The 22,036-nt window shown below is 62.8% G+C and carries 16 protein-coding genes and 1 riboswitch; of the genes, 10 read left to right on the top strand and 6 right to left on the bottom strand.

The window, feature by feature from the left end:
- Nucleotides 1–24 precede the first annotated feature (24 nt).
- Nucleotides 25–110: riboswitch (cyclic di-GMP riboswitch) on the top strand.
- A 286-nt stretch (nt 111–396) separates the two neighbouring features.
- The 7 genes from ACZ5B4_RS09610 to ACZ5B4_RS09580 all read left to right on the top strand — a co-directional run bounded on the left by ACZ5B4_RS09610 (nt 397) and on the right by ACZ5B4_RS09580 (nt 9,145).
- Nucleotides 397–585: a Flp family type IVb pilin gene (locus tag ACZ5B4_RS09610; RefSeq protein WP_464911009.1), complete on the top strand. Its 189-nt coding sequence runs from the start codon at nt 397–399 to the stop codon at nt 583–585.
- Nucleotides 586–1,032: 447 nt separating this feature from the next.
- Nucleotides 1,033–1,632, top strand: coding sequence for an A24 family peptidase (locus tag ACZ5B4_RS09605; protein WP_464911008.1), 600 nt, complete (start codon nt 1,033–1,035; stop codon nt 1,630–1,632).
- Nucleotides 1,633–1,928: 296 nt separating this feature from the next.
- Nucleotides 1,929–2,306, top strand: a complete 378-nt coding sequence (locus ACZ5B4_RS09600) for a TadE family protein (RefSeq protein WP_464911007.1) — start codon at nt 1,929–1,931, stop codon at nt 2,304–2,306.
- 122 nt (nt 2,307–2,428) lie between these two features.
- Nucleotides 2,429–3,526, top strand: a complete 1,098-nt coding sequence (cpaB, locus tag ACZ5B4_RS09595; RefSeq protein WP_464911006.1) for a Flp pilus assembly protein CpaB — start codon at nt 2,429–2,431, stop codon at nt 3,524–3,526.
- Between the two features lie 283 nt (nt 3,527–3,809).
- Nucleotides 3,810–5,504: a type II and III secretion system protein family protein gene (locus ACZ5B4_RS09590; RefSeq protein ID WP_464911005.1), complete on the top strand. Its 1,695-nt coding sequence runs from the start codon at nt 3,810–3,812 to the stop codon at nt 5,502–5,504.
- Between the two features lie 321 nt (nt 5,505–5,825).
- Nucleotides 5,826–7,028, top strand: coding sequence for a nucleotide-binding protein (locus ACZ5B4_RS09585; RefSeq protein ID WP_464911004.1), 1,203 nt, complete (start codon nt 5,826–5,828; stop codon nt 7,026–7,028).
- A 155-nt stretch (nt 7,029–7,183) separates the two neighbouring features.
- Nucleotides 7,184–9,145 (top strand): hypothetical protein, encoded by a 1,962-nt coding sequence (locus ACZ5B4_RS09580; protein WP_464911003.1) that lies wholly within the window; start codon nt 7,184–7,186, stop codon nt 9,143–9,145.
- Nucleotides 9,146–9,268: 123 nt separating this feature from the next.
- On the opposite strand, the gene ACZ5B4_RS09575 is transcribed toward ACZ5B4_RS09580, so the two are convergent.
- The 3 genes from ACZ5B4_RS09575 to ACZ5B4_RS09565 form a co-directional block, all read right to left on the bottom strand.
- On the bottom strand, nt 9,269–10,051 hold the full coding sequence (locus ACZ5B4_RS09575) for an NIPSNAP family protein (protein WP_464911002.1): 783 nt from the start codon (nt 10,049–10,051) through the stop codon (nt 9,269–9,271).
- Nucleotides 10,052–10,179: 128 nt separating this feature from the next.
- Nucleotides 10,180–11,565 (bottom strand): PQQ-binding-like beta-propeller repeat protein, encoded by a 1,386-nt coding sequence (locus ACZ5B4_RS09570; RefSeq protein WP_464911001.1) that lies wholly within the window; start codon nt 11,563–11,565, stop codon nt 10,180–10,182.
- Nucleotides 11,566–11,747: 182 nt separating this feature from the next.
- Complete coding sequence (locus ACZ5B4_RS09565; protein ID WP_464911000.1) at nt 11,748–12,326, bottom strand: DJ-1/PfpI family protein; 579 nt, start codon at nt 12,324–12,326, stop codon at nt 11,748–11,750.
- 319 nt (nt 12,327–12,645) lie between these two features.
- Here ACZ5B4_RS09565 and ACZ5B4_RS09560 point away from each other — a divergent pair, with 319 nt between their 5' ends.
- Nucleotides 12,646–13,950 (top strand): prepilin-type N-terminal cleavage/methylation domain-containing protein, encoded by a 1,305-nt coding sequence (locus ACZ5B4_RS09560; RefSeq protein ID WP_464910999.1) that lies wholly within the window; start codon nt 12,646–12,648, stop codon nt 13,948–13,950.
- Between the two features lie 183 nt (nt 13,951–14,133).
- The gene (locus ACZ5B4_RS09555) at nt 14,134–16,191 is read left to right on the top strand and encodes a hypothetical protein (protein WP_464910998.1); all 2,058 of its coding nucleotides are present in this window, start codon (nt 14,134–14,136) and stop codon (nt 16,189–16,191) included.
- A 9-nt stretch (nt 16,192–16,200) separates the two neighbouring features.
- On the opposite strand, the gene ACZ5B4_RS09550 is transcribed toward ACZ5B4_RS09555, so the two are convergent.
- Entirely contained in the window at nt 16,201–16,935 is a 735-nt protein-coding gene (locus tag ACZ5B4_RS09550) for a 3-keto-disaccharide hydrolase (RefSeq protein ID WP_464910997.1), read from the bottom strand.
- A 198-nt stretch (nt 16,936–17,133) separates the two neighbouring features.
- Between ACZ5B4_RS09550 and ACZ5B4_RS09545 the strand changes: the two genes are divergently transcribed.
- The gene (locus tag ACZ5B4_RS09545) at nt 17,134–18,399 is read left to right on the top strand and encodes a sialidase family protein (protein WP_464910996.1); all 1,266 of its coding nucleotides are present in this window, start codon (nt 17,134–17,136) and stop codon (nt 18,397–18,399) included.
- Between the two features lie 88 nt (nt 18,400–18,487).
- Here ACZ5B4_RS09545 and hpnH read toward each other — a convergent pair whose 3' ends face one another.
- Nucleotides 18,488–19,546, bottom strand: coding sequence for an adenosyl-hopene transferase HpnH (gene hpnH / locus ACZ5B4_RS09540; protein WP_464910995.1), 1,059 nt, complete (start codon nt 19,544–19,546; stop codon nt 18,488–18,490).
- Between the two features lie 36 nt (nt 19,547–19,582).
- Complete coding sequence (locus ACZ5B4_RS09535; protein WP_464910994.1) at nt 19,583–21,751, bottom strand: terpene cyclase/mutase family protein; 2,169 nt, start codon at nt 21,749–21,751, stop codon at nt 19,583–19,585.
- Nucleotides 21,752–22,036: the final 285 nt, after the last annotated feature.

The raw sequence follows: 22,036 nt of genomic DNA, 5'->3' as shown, positions 1-22,036 counted from the left end.
GCCGCGAACGGCCTGCACGCCTCATCCTCGAAAGGGCAAACCGGTCGCAAGGCCGGGGCGCAAAGCCAAGGGCCGAACTCGCCAGCGAGGGCGGCAGCCTGGCTGCCGAAAGGGTGACGCGGTTCGGGGTGTGAACCCCGGGCTTCCGCTTGCCGACAACCGGGAATCGTGCCGGTGCGGCGGCGCCGTCCGGCTCGGTCCGTCCGAGCGGATGGGCATCGCGGCATAAGGGGAAGAGGCACCAGCGTTCGGTTTGTTCGGGGTCCGGAAGGTACACGGCAGGCCGGCGTCGCCGCAAGGCGACGGGTACCCTCCGATCCCTACTTTTCCCTGCCGATCGCGGCGCGTCGCCGCGGTAATCGGTCGGCAAAGACCCGCTTGTCTTGGAGGAACTGTATGAGGTTGCTTGCTCAGAAGTTGCATCGTTTCCTCGTTTCGGAAGACGGACCCACCGCGGTGGAGTATGCCGTCATGCTGGCCTTGATCGTGATCGTCTGTCTGACGGCCATCAGCTCCTTGGGCACGGCCGCGCGGGACACCTTCGACACGATCCAACAGTCCGTGAGCGCCGCTGCTCCGAGCTGATCCCCTGCAAGGATGCCAGGCATGGCGCCCCGCCGAATCGGTCGGGTGAACGTTTAAGCGGGAACAACCCCTCGGAGATCCTCATGTTCTCCGAGGGGCGTTTTTTTGACCTATGCTTTTTTCAGGGAGTAACGACGCGGCGAAAGACGAGAGGAAAGGCACGCCAACCATGGATCGGCTCACGTCCCCGGATTTGTTTCTCCAGGCCTTGCCGGCCGCGATCGTCGCGATCTCGGTGGCGGCCGCCGCCCTGCAATTCCTTTTCACGGTCCGTTGGTGACCGAGGGGCGATCCCGGAAACGACGACGCGCCGACCCGTGACGGGCGGTCTTGCCGGAGGACCGATGGACCGCAGGGCGGTGCGCGTCTTGGCGCCTCGTCGCCGCGAATTGGTAACAGGTCTGACAGAGACGGTCGATTTCAAGCAAGCTCTTGGGAGCGGACATCATGTTGGAGAGATTGACGGAAGTAGCAGGAGGACCGTGGCCCGTTTGGGTCGTGTGCTGGTTGGTCAGCCTTACCCTGATCGTGGCGGCCTGGATCGACGGCCGGCAGCTCAAGGTGCCGAATTGGTTGACCTTCCCCATGATCCTCGCCGGCTGGGCGTTCAGCGGCTGGGCTGGCGGATGGGAAGGATTGGGTTGGAGTCTGGCCGGGACCGCCGTCGGACTGGGTCTGCTCTTCCCTGCCTACGCCATCGGCGGAATGGGTGCCGGCGATGTCAAACTGCTGGCCGGCGTCGGTGCCTGGGTCGGCATGGTTCACACGTTCTGGGCCTTTGTCGCTACCGTCATCGTCGGTGCCGTGCTGGCGGTGATTATGGTCCTCTACCGTCGGGCGTGGAAACATCACAAAAACCAGTTCTTCGCCATCCTCACGGAAATCCTGGTGCTTCGCAACCCGGAAAAATTGGCCGCGATTGCCGCCGAACGTAAACCGCGGATGCTCTTGCTGCCTTATGGCATTCCGATCGCAATGGGAACGATCGGGTATTTCATTGTGCGAGGCATGCTCTTTCCCGGAATTGGAGTGGGGCTGCCCGTATGAGGTCGGACTAAGGGGAAAGATGCGCAGCGACGGACACATAGGGCCGGATCCCTATTCACCGAGAGAGATTAACCCCAAGACTGCTTTTCTTCGCGCCTGAGTTCGCTTTTCACCGAGGTGGTGCCATGAAGCTGCGTATGTTGCCTGTCTTTTCCGCTTGTGCCAAACGCTCCAAGATATCGAATGCAGCCCCACCCAATGGCGGGTGCGTGGAGTCATGTGAGAGTATGTTCGGAATAAAACGTGTCAGAGGATTGGAGAAAGTGTATCGATCGTGCCGAAAAGAACGGTTGGGTGTGGCTGCCGTTGAATTTGCCGTGGTGGCCCCGCTCTTTTTCCTCTTACTGTTGGGCATGATCGAGATCGGGCGGATGGTGATGGTCCAGCAGGTCATCACGAATGCCTCCCGAGAGGGAGCCCGCATTGCCGTCCTCGACGGTACCACGACGACGGACGTCATGAACGCGGTGGAAGCCTATTTGACGAGCGGCGGTGTGAGGAACGCGACCGTGACGATTACACCGGATCCTCCCAGTCAAGCCGGTTATGACGAGCCCGTGACCGTTACGGTTCGTGTACCCTTCAGTCAAGTTAGTTGGCTTCCGACGCCAATGTTCTTAGGTGGAGTGGAATTGTCAGCCGTCACCACCATGCGGCGCGAGACCGTTCAGTAGCATCCGCGGAACGCGGGATGAGGGTGAGGCATCGCGTGACGGAACGCGGAATGAAGGCATGCACAAGGAGGTGGACGCGCCGGTAACCCGATCATGACTAGCCCGAGATTCGGAATTTTCCCATGCGTACCAAATCGTTGATTCTTCTCGCCCTGGCGATTGGTTGCGGACTGGTGGCCGCCGTCGGCGTGCAGCAGGTCCTTGCGACCCGAGACCGCGTCGTCGCCGCCCCGACGGAGGAGACGCAGGCGATCTTGGTGGCCATGGAGGACATCCCGATGGGAGAATTGATCCGGGAAACGCAAATCAAATTGGAGGAGTGGCCGAAGAGCAAAATCCCCGCGGGGGCGATCTTCGAGTTGTCGGGCATCGAAGATCGACGTACCAAGACCAAGATATTCAAGGGTTCGCCGATCCTGGACGGTTACTTGCTGGCCAAGGGCGCGGTGGACGCCGGCGCAGCGCCGTGGATTCCCAAGGGCTATCGCGTGGTCTCGGTGAAGGTGGACCCCGTGAGCGGCAGCTCGGCCATGATTCGCCCCAGCGACCGGGTGGATGTGGTGGTGCATTTCTCCGCGAACCCAGCCCGGGGGATCGTGAAGAATTTCACGCGCACCATCTTGCAGAACATCAAGGTTTTCGCGATCGACGACAAGTATGAGTTGAAAGACGACGAGGCGAAGGCCTTCAATCCCAAGACCGTCTCGCTCCTGGTGACGCCGGAGCAGGCGGAGATCTTGACGGCGGCTTCGGAGCTGGGGCAGATACGGCTGGTGATGCGCGGTTTGGGCGATGTGGAATCCGCGGAGACCAAAGGCGTGGAACCGGCGCAATTGCTGGGGCTGCCGACGGGCGAAGGCGATCCCGACAAGGAGACGGTGCCCGGCCAAAGGACGCAGCCGCAGGATGCCTTTGCGCAGTTCCTGGACTCCATGCAACAATCGCAAACACCGCCGCAAGCAAGCCCCGGTGCCAATACTTGGCCCGTTCGAATCATCTCCGGATCGGATGTGAACGACCTGATCCTGGAGGAGGAACCGAACCAGGGAACCGCCGGCCCGGTGCCCGCACGATGGAAGGTGGTTTCGGCCGGCTTGACGGGCGACGGCGGCTCCAACGCTCCCGCCGGCGGGATTTCCGGAGATTTGCCGCTCCCGACGCCGCCGGATCCCGCACCCGATCCCGCGGAGCCGCAGCCGGATGAACCGAGAAATCAATAACAAGAAATAACAACAACGGAATGTTGCAGTCACGCCGAACAGGGCAATGAACGCGAGGAGATGGAGGGGAGGCAAACGGTTGCCGTGAGGGCGCGCGACCCTCGTGAGAGAGTTGGTTGCGCGGATCGTCACGGAACCCCCGAGCGCGTCGTGCGACGGACTACGCACGAAGCGGATGGTGGGCGAGGCACGGAAGGCCGCGCCCCAGCGGATGCAAGAATTCGGAGCGGTGACGCGGCCTTTCGGGACGCGAGCCGTTCCCCGAACACAAGGATGGTCACGGATGATGCGGAGCCTTTCCCAACTCTTCCGGAACTTCAGTCTTCCGGTGGCATGTTTCGCGGCTTGTCTGTACGCCGCTTTCCCACGCGGGGCGGTTTCTGCCCAGGAGGTCGCGCCCCTGCCGCCGTCCGCCGCCGCGTCGATCGGTCCGCCGTCGGGAGCCGCGCTCGGCTCGGGCACCGTCGTCTGCAAGATCACCGAGTCCAATCAGCGGCAGGAATTGACCGTCAATACCAGCCGCATCTTGACTTTGGACAAACGAATCCCACAAGCGCAAGTCAACAACCCGGAGATCCTGCAACTGACGGCCCTGTCGCCGAATCAAATTCAAATCTTCGCCAAGAAACCCGGAGTTACGCAGGTCAATCTGTGGGATGAAGCGGGGGCCATCTATTCCATCGACGTGATCGTCTTCGGCGATGCCCGCGAGCTGTCCCTGTTGATCGAGAGTCAGTTCCCCAATTGCAGCATTCGTGTGGTGCCCATATCGAACGGCGTCATGCTGTCGGGCTATGTGGATCAGCCGGAGCATGTCAGCCGCATCATGCAGTTGGCACAAGAGTACTACCCCCGAGTCATCAACAATCTCACTCTGGGAGGCGTGCACGAGGTCCTGTTGCACGTCAAGGTGATGGAGGTCTCCCGCACCAAGCTGCGCGCCTTGGGCTTCGACTGGACGCAGATTTCGGGACAGAACATCGTACGTTCCAGCGTCTCGGGATTGATCAGCGGAGCGACGGCGGCCGATGCCGTTGCCGGGACGTCGGCCTCGGCGGTAACCTCCGGCGCCGAGACGTTCTTCTTCAGCGTCATCGACGGGAGCGACGCCTTCTTCGGAGTCCTGGAAGCCTTGCGGCAAGACAACCTCATGAAGGTGTTGGCTGAGCCTACCCTGGTGACGGTCAGCGGTCGGCCGGCGTTCTTCCAGGTGGGCGGCGAGTTTCCCATCATCGTGCCGCAGAGCCTGGGAACGGTTTCCATCGAATACAAGAAGTACGGCACGCAGGTCGATTTCGTGCCCATCGTGTTGGGCAACGGCAAGATTCGCTTGGAGGTTCGCCCGCGGGTCAGCGAGATCGATTCGGCGCGGTCGGTGGTGATCAACTCCACGACCGTGCCGGGCCTGCGGGTTCGGGAAGTGGATACGGGTGTGGAAATGAAGGCGGGCCAGACCCTGGCGATCGCCGGTTTGGTGGAGACTCGGGTGGAGGCTCAGCGGCGCGGATTGCCTTGGATTTCCGACGTACCGTACATCGGAGTGCCTTTCCGTCGCGTCGTCGAGCGGACCAACGATGTGGAACTGTTGATCTTGGTGACGCCGGAATTGGTGTCGGCCATGAATCCCGAAGAGGTCCCGCCGGGCGGACCGGGTATGAGCACTTCCAGTCCGACCGATTCGGAGCTTTACTTCGGCGGCCTGATCGAGGTCCAGCGCGGTTGCCCCGGCGGAGACGCTGGGATAATCGAAGTGCTTCCGCCGTCGCAGGGGGCCGCGCCGACGCCGGCGCCGGTGATGGAGACCGCTCCGCCGGGCGGCCCGGTCCTCAATCGCGTGCCCTCCAAGTTGCCGGTCGCCGGGCCGTCCGCCGGCGCGAATACCGCCCCGGCCGCGGCCAAGCTCCCGCCCGCCCCCGCCGAAGCCGGCGGCGTCAAACCGCTGCCCGGTTTCAAGGGCAGGGTCGGTTATGACGAATAGCACGATTCTTCGGCGCGAGGAACGGCACGAGGGAAGCGACAGCATGCACGGCGACATGGCGTCGTGACCGCCGGTGCGTCCAAATCCCAACTCGATGTGCGGCGACTTTTGCCGCTGCGCGCGACGCATTCGTAAGCCATACTTGTCAAGAGATAAGGGAAGGACGGGTCGCGCATGCCGCCCCCAACCGCCTCGGCGGGCCGGCGGAGAGGTCCGCGCGCATCGGCCTGCCCGGGCTCTGGATCGGGCCGGCATCGGCGCGTCGGCTTTCCATATCGGTCGTGCCGCTTTGCCTCGCGCGATGGAAATTGGGTGAACCACATGAGTAACGTCCTGCGACTGGCGATTGTCGATCCTCAAGATTCGAGTCGGGAGGAACTGAAGCGTCTTCTCCTCGGCCTGGAAATGATCTGGTTGGATGCCGAGTGCTCACGGTACGAGTTTTTCGCCGACGTCGTCGCACAGACGAATCCCGATATCGGTGTCGTGGCCATCGACCATGATCCGGAGAAGGCGTTGGAGTTGGTGGCCCGGGTGACGCAGAACTCGCCCGACTGCGCCGTGTTCGTGGTCAGTTCCAGCAAGGATGGAAACCTCATTCTTCAGGCCATGCGCGCCGGAGCGAAGGAATTCCTGCCCCAACCGGTGCGAATCGAGGACTTATTGACGGGTATCGCACGAATCAGCGAGCGGAAATTCGGTCGCGGCGAGAGCAAGGCGCGCGGCTCCCAGGTCATCGCCATGATCGGCGTGACCGGCGGCGTGGGCGTCTCCACCTTGGCCGTGAACCTGGGATGCGCCCTCGCCCGAAACGAAAAGAACGCCGCGGCCTTGGTGGACCTGGACCTTTGCTTGGGGGACGCGGACGTTTTGCTGGATACGATTCCCGATTACACGATCGTGGACGTGGCGCAAAATGTGACGCGGTTGGACTACTCGCTCTTGAAACGGTCCTTGACGAAGCATGCTTCGGGGCTGTTCTTGCTGCCCCGCCCCGTGCAATTGGAAGACGTGGAGCTGCTCAGTGCCGAGGACTTGCAGCGGGTCATCGGTCTGCTCAAGGCCACGTTCACGCATTTGGTACTCGACCTTTCCAAGGCCTTTACCCCGGTCGATATGATGGCCCTGGAGATGGCGCATCAGGTCCTCTTGGTCACGCAGCTCGACCTGCCGTGTTTGCGGAACGTGGTGCGGTTAATGATGTCCTTCCAGAACATGGAGGGCATGGCGGACAAGGTAAAAATCATCGTCAATCGGTCGGGCATGGAGAACGGCCAGATCACGTTGAAAAAGGCGCAGGAGATCATCAATCGGGAAATCTACTGGCAGATTCCCAACGACTACCGCGCCTGTAGCGAGGCCCGCAACAACGGAGTGCCGCTGTTGGAGCAGGCGCCGCGTTCCGCGGTCACGCAATCGATCTTGCAGTTGGCCGAAGCCCTCTGCGGCGAAAAGGAAAAAGAGGGCGAAAAGAAGGTCGGCCGAGGGCTGTTCCGCCTCTGGGCCGGCAAGAGCGGCGGCTAACGCCCATTGGTCGGGCTGTTGTCGCTCGATTCGGCCGTCTCGTAAAATATCTTCCGCACGATCCGATAGCGGATCATCCGATTCGACGCGGCTCGGCGGAGTCACTCGTAGCCGCCTTGGAGCTGCGGGCATCGCCATTCGGGGAGACTCGTCTGATGACGGCCAAGGCTTTTGCGGCATGCGCTTGGCATGCGACGATCGGCTGTGTCTTCGTGTTTGTCGTCACTGCCTGGGGAGGACAATCGAACTCGCCGCAGGCCTCATCGTTTCCCCTTCCTACGCCGCCGGAACACCTGTGCAACTCTTGGCCCGAAGAGTGGGAGCGGGCCTTTCAGGAAAGGGCGGCCCATGCCGTACGAGCCTTCGATTCCGGCGGCAAAGACCGCTACGGTACGACCTTCTTCGAAAGCGAGAAGGCTTGCTACCCCAGGGCCATGTTCGATTATTTGGCCGGCCACCGTGATCTCGCCGTCGCCTTCCTCCAGTCCGAGGACGCGGATGCCCAGACATGGCACGCCCACACGCTGGGTATCGACTTATATCCCTGCTTCACTCTGAAGAATCAAGTCCGCAAGTACTTCTTGTTCGGCCGTGAACTCGATCCGGACTATCGGATGCGGATGTATCGGGCCGCGAAGATTTGGACCTCAGACGACCCCGCCGAACGGCCGCATCCCGTATTCGGGCGCGGTCGCGGCGGCGAAGGCTGGACGCCGGAGATTCGGGGGTATTGGGTGGACAAACGGTCCACGGATAATCTCCGTATCATGCGAGAAGTCGCCGTTTACCTTTTCGCCGAAGAGACCGGCAATCGAGAAACGCAGGAACGGTACCGTCAAAAACTGGTCGATTACGCCGCTTCACTTTATCGCGTCGGCATGAGCGAGTGGGATTCGGAGAACTACCTCACCCACGGCCTATCTGCGTGGTTGAACCTTTACGACTTTGCAAAAGACGAGAGGATGAAGGCCTTGGCCAAGGCCGCCCTGGATTGGCTTTCCACGGCCGCGGCGCTGAAGTACTATCGGGGCGGGATGCTCGGCCCCTGTGCCCGCGATTACGGCGGCGGAAACGTGGTCTTCGGTGCGATTTCCTCGCACATGCTGCATCTGTGGTTTGGGGATTGTCCCCTTCCGGATCCGCGCCCCTACGAGGATGATATCCATGCCGTGACGAGCGGCTATCGTCCTCCCCAAGCCGCAGTGCATCTAGCGCGAAAAAACTTTCGTCGGCCCGTGGAGATGCTCAATACCAAACCCGCCTACGCCTACTGGTCGTCGCCGCAAGGGCGAGAGCGGCCGCGATATTGGGAAACGCTATTCATCGCTCGGACCTACCAATTGGGAAGTCTGGCGGCGGATTTTCCGGCCGAGGCATCCTCCCAGAACTGTCGCGTGATGAGCCTGGGGGCATGCAACTCGCATCGCGGATTGGATTATGTCATTCTGCAAACCAATCCTCCCGGCTCCCATGCCGCCATCAGAGCCGATGAACGAACCGCGCAGTACCGCAATGTTTTGGTGTGGATGAAAGATGCCCGGCCCGGCGACACCTTCTTCTTGCAATTTCCTCGGGGTGCCTCCGTTCGGACTTGGGAGGACGGATTCTCGATCGGGCTGGAAAAGACCTTCATCGCGATCCGGACATTTCGGCTGAAACCGTGGCAGCCGTGGGTGGAGAATCCGCCGCCGATCTACGCGGACGAAAAATTCCTGGCCGCTCAAACGGACAAGGCGGGCCTATGCGGCCTTATCCTGGAGGTCGGCGAAAACCCCGACTTCAGCGACTTGGATGCCTTTCACTCTCGTGTCCGCGACGCTTCGCTCGATCTTCGCCGGTTGGAAAGCGATCGAGAAGTGCTTTACCAATCGATTTCCGGGCAGGCGTTGCGCGTCAGGTTCGACGGCGAGAGGAGTCTGCCTTTCGTGGAGCGCGATGGAATTCCCTTCCGGCCGGAGGAGCACTTCGACGTTTATCGCGCGCTCGATGCGCAGGCCGAAGACGCCCCTGTTTCTCAAGCGTGGGATTCCGGAACGCTGACCGTGCGTGCGGGCGGCCGCATCTTTTCCGCGAGCGTGTCGCAGCACGGTAAGGTCGAGTTTAGGGAAGCCGAATAGCGTCGGCCGGGTGCGAATCGCCCGGGGCGATCGGCCTTTTCTCGCCGCGAGCGGCGCATTCTCCGAGGCGTCCACCGCCGGATCAAGCCGGCGGTGAAATCCGTTCGTTCTTCGATGCCGCCGTCAAATCTGCGAACCGGGACTCGGCGCGAGCAGGATGTTCGTGATGTTCGAGACCGTGTTCGCATATTCGGGACGAGCCTTCAGCTCCGTCCATTGCGGATCTTTCAGGAAGGCATCCCAGGCCGCCTTCTGCGCGTCCATGTCGTCGAAGGCCAGCATGTACGTCAGGTTCGGCAGCTTCGAACCGATCAAGGCCCGGCCGAAAAAGACGGGGTTGAGGCCGACCCGGCGGAAAATCTCCAACTCCCCGCCGCCTTCGAACATTTCCACCTTCTTCAGGTGCATCGCCAGATTATGGCTTTCGTAAATGCGAAGCTGGAGGACCCGGCCGGCGGCCTGGGTGGGCACCTCCACCTTGGGCATCGCGGAGAACGCCAGCAGCAGGCTGCTCTCGATCCGTTGGTAGGCGGGATCGTCGAAGGAATCTTGCAGGATATCCTTGCTCGCTTCCAGGTAAGCCGCGTCCTCCATCAATCGGGCGGACTCCGTCACCACCGTCAGCGGCGATCCGTGAGCCAGCAGGACGCGGAGACCGAAGTCGTCGGCTTCCACGGATCGAAACACGCCCACGGGCTGGATTCCCATCCGGTTCCAAGCGGGAATCGCGGCTTGGGCGAAGAATTTTTCCAACTGCTCCCGTTTGGCCTCCGATGCCAGGGCGTAGTGCCGCAATTCCATCAGTTGCCTCATAGGGCGATCTTCCGCGGCTTCGGAAGCCTGCCAAGCGATGCCGCCCACCAATGCCGCCGCCGAACCCGCCACGAACTCGCGTCGCTGCATCATCGCTGAAGTCCTCTTTTTAGGGTACCGTTGACTGAAGCTCGAACGAATCGCATGGGCGAAGGGGAGTCGCGTCAGCGCGACGAAAGGCTCGCGCTGCGTGCTCGTCGCCGCGTACAGGCGCCGCGCATTCACTTCGCGCGGATGTCATAGGCAAAGAGCAAATTGCCGTGCCGCAAGTAGAGCCGCCCGTCCAGCACCACGGGATGGGCCCACGATTGCTCGCGCTCGCCCGATTGAATGGTAAAGGAGCCGACCGGTTCGTGGGCCGTGGGCACGGCGGGCACCAATCCCACCTTCTTGCGCTCGCTATAAGTGTACAGCATTCCGTCGGCGAGGGTCGCGGAGCCTTTTCCGACGCCGTTTTCGCTATACTTCGTCTCGCCCGTGTTCCAGTCCAGGCAGATCCATTTTCCCCGGAAGTTCGATCCGTAGAGAAACCCCTCGTATAAGATCACGCCGCCGTGATGGTTGTCGAGGTCCTTGTTCTCCCAAAGTCGTTCGGCGGTGACTCGATCGCCTTCTTTTTTCAAACCGATCAGTTCCGATCCGCTGCCGTAGCCCGTGCTGACGAAGACCTTGCCGTCGTGGAAGAGCGGCATGCAGGCATTGACGTCGTAGGCGGTTTCGTGGGGATAGCGGAAGAGCAGCTTGCCGGAAACGGCGTCCACGCCGACCAGGGCCTTGGCCGTCATATTGAGGATGATTCGCAGTCCTTCCCATTCGGCCAACTGGGGCGTGCCGTAGGAGGGGCCGTCGCCGTCGGCCGACTCCGACTGCCAAACCGTTTCGCCCGTCATCTTGTCGAGCGCAACGATGCAGGTCTTGGGGCCGCCCGGCGTGCAGATCACGCGATCTCCGTCGATCAGTACGGACTCGGCGAGTCCCCATTCCGGCGGCTCCGAGCCGAACTTCTCCAGGATGTTAGTGCTCCAAACTACCGCACCGTCCTCCGCCTTGAGGCAAACCAGATCGCCCGATGCCCCGAGGTGATAGACGCGATCGCCGTCCAAGGTGGGCGTCCCTCGTGCGCCCGGGTAATTCTTGGTCCAAGCTGGGCCGTTTTGCCTCTGCCACCGGATTTTGCCGTCCATGTCCAGGGCCGTAATGAGGAGCCGGTCTTCGACGTTGCCTGCCGTGTAAATGCGTCCGTTCGAAACCGTGACGCTTGCGAAACCGTTGCCGATGCCCTCCACTTTCCAGAGCAACGGCGGGCCGTCCTCGGGCCAGGTTTCCAGGAGGCCCGTGTCGTCCGAGATGTTATCTCCCCGCGGCCCGTGGAAGCGCAACCACTGGGTTGCTGGGGCGGCGCCGACGGCCGACGTGCCGGTCGGCGCGACCGAACTCGACGACGTCGAAGCGGTTCCCAACGTTGTGGATGACGAGGTTGCCGGACTTACCGACGGAACCGACGCCGCTTTCCCCGATTCGGACGGGGCGTCGGCGTGTTGCGAACACGCCAGAACCAGGGGCGCAAGCCCTAGGAGGAAGCCGAGGAACAGCGATTGCACAGCCATAGTCTTCTCTTCCGAAAAGTGGTTTCCGGGACCGAAAGATTCACGACGGTTGGAGATCGTTGACGCGGGACGGCCGCCCTTGCGGCGGAGCCGGGCTGCTCACTCCTTCCGCGGCACCGCGCGGTACCTAGGAATGCGAAGCGAACGTCCAGGCATCGCGAAATCAAGCTCCGAATGCGGATTCACTGGGGCAGGTGGATGGTGATGCCCAATACCTCGAGGAATCGCCGCAACCACTCGGGATGGGCGGGCCAGGCCGGGGCGGTGACCAGGTTCCCGTCCACGTAGGCCTTGTCTAAGTCGATTTCCACGTAGGTGGCTCCGGCGGCGGCTAACTCCGGTCCGACGGCAGGATAGCATGTGCAGAGCCGGCCCTTCAAGACGCCGGCCGCCGTCAACAATTGCGGGCCGTGACAGACCGCCGCGATCGGCTTCTTCGCCTCCGCGAAGCGACGGACGATCTCCAGAACCCGTTTGTTCAGTCGCAGATATTCCGGCGCTCGGCCGCCGGGGATGCACAGGCCGGCGTAATCGTCCGGATTGACGGCCTCGAAATCGGCGTTGACGGCGAAATCGTGGCCCTGTCGCTCACAGTAGGTTTGCGCCCCGTCGAAATCGTGAACGGCGGTCCGGACTCGCTCGCCCGCCTTCTTGCCGGGGCATACGGCGTGAACCGTCAGGCCGACCATCTGTAACGCTTGAAAGGGGACCATGACCTCGTAGTCTTCCACGTAATCGCCGACGAGCATCAGGATTTTCATGGGCTTCTCCTAAGGCGTATCCGGGGCCGTCGACGGCCGTTCGATGGAGCCGCACGACCGGGTGGGAGGTTCTTCCTGGTGTAGGACGCCGATCCGGGCGTCGGTCCTCCTCAATCGAGGGGCATTCTATTATCGCGGGCGCAAGTTGCAATCTCAAGGGCCAGACGGACCTCGGTGTTAACCGCCGTACGCAGCCGACTTCGTGCACCGCTTTGACTGGGAAAAAATTGCCGGTGCGGAGCGACCGGAATATACTACGGTCGCTGCGGGGATCGCGCGGAAAGGGGACGGTCGGCTTTTCTCATCGGGAGGTGTCCTCATGCGGCGGAAAATAAGGGGATTCACGCTCGTCGAACTGCTGGTGGTGATTCTCATCATCGGCGTACTAATCGGACTCTTGCTTCCCGCCGTGCAGACCGCCCGGGAGGCCGCGCGGCAATCGGCGCTGAGGTCCGCGCCGCCGGAGCAGGGGGCCGCCGCGTTCGCTCCTGCGACGCAGCAAACGGGCGCGGAACCGGCCGCGCCGGTTTCGGCGGCAAAGATCGTGACGCTTCAGGCGGAAGTGACCTTGACTCCTCGCTTAAGCGTGGGAACCGTGATGCCGGTTTCCATCTATGAGGCTCGATTTCGAGGAAATATCGAAGCGCGATCGCCGACCAACGCCGAAAGCGAATGTCTGGTGTCCTTGCCTTTGCCTCCCGAGATCATCTCCTTGGCGGAGCTACAGATTACACTGAATGGGCAACCTTGCGAAGCCGTCGCTGTTTCCAGCGGTGAGTTGAAATGTCGGGTCGCGCTCCAGGAAACGCCCCAACCGTTGGAGGTAACCTATGCGGCCGTGGGACGCGGCGTCTTTCGCCTCGATATTCCCCCCGGAGGCGTCGAGAACAAGTTGTCGCTCAAGCTCAGGACGAGCGGCTCCGACGTCCGTTTGATGGAGCTTTCCCTCCAGCCTACTCAGGTCGGATCTTCCGGCGGCGGGGCCGAGTACGTCTGGGAATACGATCGCCTCCTTTTCGGGCGGGCCATCCAACTCGATGTGCTGGGAATCGCTCCCGTCGATCGGCTCGGGGAACTTCGCTGGCTGGGACCTCTGAGTATCGTCTTTTTCGGTCTTGCTGCCGGATTGATGGCCCTGGCGGCCGAGCGGCCTGCGTTTGACCGTTGGATGCTGTTGCTGACCGTGGGGCTGTTCGCCGGAAGTTATCCCTTGATGTATTACGCCCAAGAGTACCTGCCCTTGGGCTACGCGGTGGTCTTGTCGGCGGCGGCGCCGATCCTACTTGTCACAGTCCGAACCATTTTCCTCGCCGGCTGGGGACTCGCGATCGGAATCATGCTCTCCGCCGGAGCCGTCTTGGCGGCGACCATCGTTTGCGCCGTTTGGCCGAAATACCAAGGCGTTCTCATTACGGCGGAGACGTTGGGGCTGTTTGCCATCGCCATGATCCTGGGCCCGCGAATCGGGAAGAAGTCTCTGCTTCCGACGATCGCCGAGCGGTCCGACCGGGTGACGGCGGCCTCGCCCGAGAATGTACTTGCGCCGGCGGAGGACGTGAATGAGTCGGCGGAATACGACAAAGATCGGGGCGCAGAATCACCGCCGAAGGATTCCTCTGCTTGAGAAAACACCTGGCCGGGCGTCGACGCGCGGATGCAGCGCAGGCCGCAAGCTTCCCTTCCCGGGATGCATGGCGACGAGTTTCCGCCGCCGACCCGGCGGCGGCATGGCGCTGGCTTGAGTCTCGCGATGTTGGACGGTGATCGCCGGCATTTCAACGAGCCAAAGGCGGCGTGGAGACGAGTCATGGAAATCGGTATGCGCTTCAGAGGATGCTTGATGGCAGTCTTGGCCGCCGCTCTGGGATCGGCGATCGCATCCTCGGTGGAGGCTCTGACGTATCCGGGAAATCCCCCGGGACGGGCGGAGGCGCGAATCGAAGGTCCGCGTCTTGTTCTCGAGAACGATGCCCTCCGCGTGGTTTGGCGATGGGAATCCGGGCGGCTCGGCCTGAGTGAGATCGAGGACAAGGCATCGAACACCCGAATCGACGTTGCGCCGGATGCATCGTTTTCGCTCCGGCTGGGGGACGGCACGATGCTCCCCGCCGCGTCGTTCGTCGCAACCGACGAAATGCGATTGGAAAAACTCACGCCCAACCCCGCCGCTTCGCGATCGGCAGATCGCGAGGGCGGCTGGAGGGCGAGCGTCTCGCTTCGTTCCCCAGAGTACGGTGTAGCGCTGGACTGGGCGTCCGAGCTTCGCGACGGCGCAAACTATGTCCGCCAAGAGTTCACCGCCCGGGCCGAGGAAAACGTGCTCGAATCGGCAACATTGACGCTCTTGCGGGTTGCCGCGCCGGGTGCGCGAACGGTAGGTAACGTGGATGGTTCGCCGGTGCTACTAGGCAACGTCTTCGTGGGATGCGAGCACCCCACGGCAAACAACGTCATCGACGACGGCACCGTCGTTTGCTCCGCCAAGCTCCCGCCGCTTCCGTCCGGCGCGGGGCCTCCATCGTTCTCGCGGACCTGCGTGATCGGCGTATCACCGGCCGGCCGGTTACGCCGGGCGTTCACCTACTATCTGGAACGGGAGCGACCGCGGCCGTACACGCCCTTTCTCCATTACAACAGTTGGTACGACATCTCTTGGGCCGGCGTCAGGATGGATGAAAAGGAATGCCTAGAGGTGATCGACCTTTTCGAGCGGAATTTGGTCAGGGAACGCGGCGTGCGGCTCCACGGCTTTTTATGGGACGACGGCTGGGACGATCCGCGGACTCTTTGGGGCTTTCACGACGGATTTCCGCGGGGATTCGCCGCGATTCGAGCGGCGGCGGAGAGGGCGGGCGGCGCGGTGGGTGTTTGGCTGTCTCCTTGGGGCGGCTATGGAGAATGGAAAGAAGCCCGCCTGCAATACGGCCGATCGCAAGGTTTCGAGACGAATCGCAACGGCTTCTCGCTGGCCGGACCCAAGTATTATGCCCGATTCCGCGACGTCTGCTTGGAAATGGTGGATCGCTACGGCGTCAACGCCTTCAAGTTCGACGGCCTGTCCCAGGGGTTGGATTCCCGCGGCGCCGGCGATGAATTCGCGGGGGACGTGGAGGCCTTGCTCCGGCTGACGGGCGACCTTCGCCGGCATCGGCCGGACCTCTTCATCAACGCTACGACCGGGACTTGGCCGTCTCCTTTTTGGCTTCTGTACGTGGATTCCATTTGGCGAGACGGGTACGACATGGGATTCCACGGATCCGGCTCTCGGCGGCAGCAATGGATCACCTACCGCGACATGATCGTGTTTCGGCAAGTTATCGGACGAGCGCCGCTCTATCCCCTCAATTCGCTGATGACGCAGGGGATCGTGCACAGCCGATTCGGCACCGCAGCCGGGCTTTCCGACGACCTCGCCGATTGGAAGAGCGAGGTGCGGTCCTTCTTCGCGTCGGGCACGCAGTTGCAGGAACTGTACGTACGACCTCAATTGCTAACGCCCGAAATGTGGGACGTCTTGGCGGAAGGGGCCCGTTGGTCGGCGAAAAACGCGGACATCTTGGTGGACGTGCATTGGGTCGGCGGAGACCCGGGCGAGGGGCAACCTTATGGTTTCGCCGCATGGCAGCCGCGCGGGGCCGTGCTCGCCCTCCGCAATCCCGCAGCGGAAACGCGAATCATCGAAATCGACGTGGCGCAGGCCTTCGAACTTCCTCCCGATGCTCCCGAGATCTACCGCCTTGTCAGCCCTTGGCGGGATGGGGAGGAAAGTCCCATCGAGGTGCAGGCCGGCAAACCGCATCGTTTCGAACTCGAGCCGTTCGAGGTCGCGGTCTTCGATGCGGTGCCCATGCCGCGACGGCCGTGACCTCCGCCGTCATTCGGTCTTCTTCAAAGGACGAATGCGAATGTTGCGATATTCCACGCGGCTTGTGTGATCCTGCAAACAGATGTGGCCCTTGGCGGGCGGCTCTTGGAAATGGGGCATATTCTTGAATTTGCTGTCGGCGACGCGACGGTTCCAGTCGTCGCTTCCCAATTCGTATTCGACGATCTTTTCGCCGTTCAGCCAATGCTCGATGTGCTTGCCTTGGGCCACGATACGAACCTGGTTCCATTCTCCCAGCGGTCGGGTGACATCCTTGGCGGGGGCGTAGAGGTCGTAGCACGCGCCGGCCAACTGCCGCGGATCGCGGCCGGGGTACGCCGCGTTGTCGAGCACTTGAACCTCCGGTCCGGTATGCCACGAGGTCACGGCGTCTTCGGAGGCGCGAAGGATGATGCCGCTGTTGCCGCCCCGATCCATCAGTCGCCACTCCAACTCGAGTTCAAAATCATCGAATTGCTCGACGGTGATGATGTCATCGCCTCCGCCCGCTCCCTTGCCGCCGGCACCCCCTTGCACGCGGACCAAGGCCCCGTCGATGACCTTCCAGCCCGGCGGCATGCGGGCCATCTTGTACCCCCGCCAACCCTCGGTCGTTTTGCCGTCGAACAGGCTACGCCAGGCGGTTTCCGCGGCTTCGTCGCCCAATGCTGCGGTCGATGCGCCGATCGACCAGCCTCCCAGCCAGACCGCCGTCATCAAAACTACCGGCGATGCACGCTTCATGGCTCACCTCCGCGAGTAGTAATGGAACGTTGCCGGATGTCGGGTGCGGACGCGCGATGTCCGGCCGGATCGTGAGGGACGACGCGCCGTAAGGCGGAATTTGGCGGTTCGCGCCGAAAGTGATTATACTTCTGCGAGCCGCGGACGATAGCCCGTCACTAGGGACGCGACGGCCGACGCCGGAAGAAGAGGTGGTCCATGTCCGATCGACGACGCTTTTTGCAGGCCTCGCTCATAGCCGGGGTGGAGTCGGCACGGTTCCTCTTTGGGATGCATCCGTCGGCATTGGGTTTCGATTCCGGTCCGGGCGTGCCTTACCGCCTGGATCGGGTCGTTTCCGCACGGCTTTTCGATGGAGAGCGTTGTTGGTGCCACCCGCGGGCGGGAATCGTTCCCGGCGCCGGTAAGGATGGTGTTCCGCGGGTCGTGATGACGATGAACACGCTCGATCTGTCGGGCAGCGACGTCTTCAAGGCGATGTACGTCCAGCGTACCGATGACCTGGGCGAGACTTGGACCGCTCCCGTGGAATCGTCCGGTCTGGCTCTGCGCCATGAGGACATCGAGGGCCGAACGCGGCCGGTGGCGGTGAGCGATTTTTGGCCGCGATACCATGCGGTGACCGGCCGATTGTTGGGAACCGGGCACACCGTCGTTTACACGCCCGATTGGAAGGTCGCGAGCGAGCGCCCGCGGCATACCGCCTACTCGGTCTATGACCCTGGTCGAGATCAATGGTCCGCGTGGCGAAAGTTGGCCATGCCGGACCCGGCAGTTTTTGCCAACTGCGGGGCCGGATCCACCCAGCGGTTCGATTTGCCGGACGGAACCGTTCTCTTGCCCGTGTATTTTAGGCCGCCGGGTCGCAACTCCCGCGTGACCGTGCTGCAATGCTCGTTCGACGGACGAACTTTGGCCTATCGCAGCCACGGGGATGTGTTGGCCGTGGAGGACGATACCCGCGGCATCGGCGAACCGTCCTTGACGCGATTCGAGGGGGCCTTCTTTCTCACGATCCGGCACGATCGGCGAGCATACGTCACTCGCAGCGAAGACGGGCTTCAATTTGAACCGCTTCGCGAATGGCGCTTCGACGACGGTCAAGAGCTGGGGAGTTACAATACGCAGGCGCATTGGGTCACGCACGGCGAGGGGCTGTTCTTGGTCTACACCCGCCGAGGCGCGAATAACGACCATGTGTTTCGGCATCGGGCGCCGCTTTTCATGGCCCAGGTCGATCCCCGGCGACTCTGTGTGATCCGTGACACCGAGCGTATTCTGGTGCCGGAACGGGGGGCCCGGCTGGGCAATTTCGGCGTCGTCGATGTCACCCCGGACGAGACTTGGGTCACCGTCGCCGAATGGATGCAACCGAAAGGGGTGGAACGTTACGGCAGCGATGGGAGCGTCTTCGTTGCCCGGATTCACTGGGTACGGTCCAATCGCCTCTTCCCAGGCGGCTGACCCTAGCCGGTTCCAAGGGGGCACGGCCTCGGACCTTTGGTCGAGGAATGCGCGAGGGAGCGGGGGGCGCGATGTGTCGATTCGCCGCTCAGCCGAATTGCCACATCGCCAAGGCCAGGGTATCGTGCAACGATTGCTGGGCCGTCACCACCGCCCCCGTCTCGAAGCCGCAGTGGACCATGCAATGTTCGCAACGAGGGTCGCGGCCGGGTCCCAATGCGTCCCAATCCGTCTTTTCCAGCCATTCGCGGAAGGTCGCGTAGTGCCCGTCCGTGATCAGGTAGCAGGGGGATTTCCAGCCGGCCAAGTTACGCGTGGGACTGGCCCAGGCCGCGCAGGAAAGCTCGCGTCGCCCGCAGAGAAAATCCAGATAGAGCGGGGAGGTCACGAGCCGGAATTGCCGCAGGCGATCGCGAACGGAGGCGAATTTGGCTTGGATTTCCTGCCGTGTGAGAAAGAGTGCGTCGGGGTCGGGCGAGTCATGGGCGCCTCCCTTCGCGGACGGGAGGGGCACGCGTCCCCCGCCGTAGAACACCTCGTAGGGATAGCTCGGCGAGAGCAGGAAGCCGTCCACGCCGCATTCCGTGAGATATTCCAGGAGCAACACGATCTCGTGCATGTCGGTCCGGCGGTAGATGGTGGTGTTCGTATTGACGCGGAAGCCGGCCTCCTTGGCCGCGCGAATGCCCGCCACGGCCTCGCGGAATCCGCCCGGCTTTTCCACGATGGCATCGTGCGTTTGCTCCATGCCGTCGATGTGGACGTTCCAAGTGATGCGCGGCGTTCGCGGAATGTGGGGCAGAACTCGCGGGATCAGCAGTCCGTTCGTGCACAGATAGATGTGTCGTTTTTGCCGCAACAGTCCGTGGATGACTTCGACCAGGTGCGGATAGATCAACGGCTCGCCGCCGCAAATGCTGACGACCGGGGCGCCGCATTCCTCGGCCGCGGCGAGGCACTCCTCGGGCGTCATCCGCTTTCGCATCAGATCGGCATACTCGCGGATGCGTCCGCAGCCCGTGCAATGAAGGTTGCAGGCGAACAGCGGCTCCAACATCAAGACCAGGGGAAAACGACGGCGTCCGGCCAGGCGTTGGCGCAAAAGATACGCGCTGAGTGAACGTGTCAGGGATAAGGGAAATCGCATGGAATGACCTATGGGACGGGGTTCGTGGAAACCGGCTCAGGCCGTGCGGAGGTTTTCGCGCGGCGATTCGGCGGGCGTGACGACGCGAAGTCCGGGGCGAAGCGGCGGCTGCGTCTCGCGGCCCGCCGATGCTGCGAACTTCGCCAAGGCCATCAGCGGGAAGTAAAGCGAGTACATGTGGTAACGCAAGTAGAAGACTCGAGGAAATCCCGTCCCGGTAAAGTAGGGTTCGTCCCAGCCGCCTTGAGGCGACCAGCGATCGACGAGAAAACGGATACCGTGCAAGACCGCACGATGCGTGTGCTTTCCCGCGGCGAGGAGACCCAGCACGGCCCAGGCGGTTTGCGAAGGCGTCGTCGGCCCGCGTCCCCGTCGCTCGGGATGATCGTAGGTATCGGGCGATTCGCCCCATCCGCCGTCGGCCTGTTGATGGGTGATGAGCCATTGGGCGCCGGCTTGGACGGCGGGGTCGCCTTCCGGCACGCCCGCCGCGCGGAGTCCCGTGATGGCCTGCCACGTGCCATACACGTAGTTGACGCCCCAACGGCCGAACCAGCTCCCGTCCGGTTCCTGGCGGCGGCGGAGGTAGCGGACCGCGCGATCGACTTCAAAGCAGCCTACGCGACGGCCCAGCATCCCCAGGGCCTCCAGGACTCTGCCCGTCAGGTCCGGCGAACTGGGGTCGATCATGGCGTTGTGATCGGCGAAGGGAACATGGCAAAGGAATCGCCGGCAATTGTTGCGGTCGAAGGCGGCCCAGCCTCCGTCGTCGTTCTGCATCGCGAGCAGCCAGTTCAAACCGCGATGAATCGCGTTTGTGGCCCGTTCCAACAAGTCCTCCTCTTCGTCGCCGCCCCGCCGAGCGAATGCGGCCGCGGCGTGGGCGTTATGCTCGTCGATCACGTTGAACGGCTGAGGGAAGTGCTCGTTGCAGGTGCCGCTGACGAAGCCGTGCAGGGCCATGAGCGCCATGGCCGTATCGTCGCAGTCGGGGTAGAAATCGTTGCGGTGCTCGAAGCACCAGCCCCCCGGTTCGGCGCGGACGGTCACGGCCCAGTCTCCGGGGACGGTGATCTGTTGGTCGATCAACCAGGCTACGGCTTTGCGAACCGCTCCGCAGTTGCCGTCGGCGCCCGCCGCAAAAAGGGCACGCAGGCTGATCGCCGTATCCCATACCGGCGAAAGACAGGGCTGGACGCGAGTCCCGTGTTCATCCTCGATGACCAACCGCTCCAATTGGCGCCACGTCTTGCGGACGGCGGGATGGTCGGCGGAAACCCCCAGGGCGTCCAGCGCGATGAGACTCCAGACGATCGGCGGATAAATCGCTCCCAAGCCGTCGCCGGCGTCGATGCGGCGCAGCATCCAGTCCTGGGCCGCACGCAGCGCCCGTTCGCGCCCCGGCGGCCGCCCGCGACGCTCTATCGCTTTGTACAGGCGATCGACGCCGCGGAAAAAGGCTCCCCAGCCGAATCCGTACCGGATGGTTTCACCCGGCTTTCGGATCGGCGGCCATTGATGGGGCGGGCGGAGGATCAGTTCGCGAATCCCCAGTTCCGCGGGCAGGGGTCGCACCGGCTTCTTGCCCCAAATCACCGATAGCGGCACCACCATCGTCCGCGACCAAGCGCTCAGCGCGTGCAAATGCACGGGGAACCAAGCGGGCAGCAGGAGCAGTTCCGGCGGGACGGCCGGGCAAAGCGAATAGGGAATCTGGCCCAGCATCGCCAAATAGAATCGCGTGAAACTGTTGACCCGCTCCGCTCCGCCCAGGGAGAGGATCATTTCTCGGGCGCGTTGCAGGGGTTCGGCCGCCGGATCGTGGCCGGTCAACTTGAGGGCGAAGTAGGCCTTGACCGAGGCGCTGATTTCGGCCCGGCCGCCCGGATACAAGGCCCAACCGCCCTCCGGCAATTGCGTGTCCAAGAGCCGCCTTGCGAGGGCTTCCGCAAGCGGGGATCGCTCCTTTCCGAAGAAGGCGAGCACCAAGATGGTCTCACTCTGGAGGATGCCGTCGCCCTCCAATTCCCCCTGCCAAAAGCCCTCGGCGCTCTGCCGAGTCAGGAGCTGCTGCCTCGCGCCGCAGACGACGCGACGCAACTCCGCGTGCAGATCGTATTCGCTTTCCGGCTCGGGGCCGAATGCCATTCGGGGAGAAGGCGGCAACCGTCCGCTCCGCCCGTTGTATCCGTTCCAACGTCCCATGGATGGCGCGTCCTTGTAATACGAGGAGGAGGCTATCCTTAACCGCAAGATGAGTTTACGCGATTCGTCGCCGGTCGGCAAGGAGCAAGCCGCGAACCGTCGCCGTGAGAACGCCCATTTCGAGAGCGTTTCCGGCGGCGAAGGCTCCGCGCGCTCGTGCCGATCGGTACTCGGCATGGCCGCCGGGTTTTCGTGCCCTGTAGCGTCCGCAGCCGAGGGGGCGCCGATCATCGGGGCGGCCGATCGCTCTTGGCCGTTTCCCGCGGCCCGAGGAAAATAGAGGTG

This window comes from Thermogutta hypogea, from assembly GCF_055386265.1.
Note: the sequence above shows the minus strand (reverse complement) of the source record. Positions and strands in the feature narration are given on the sequence as shown.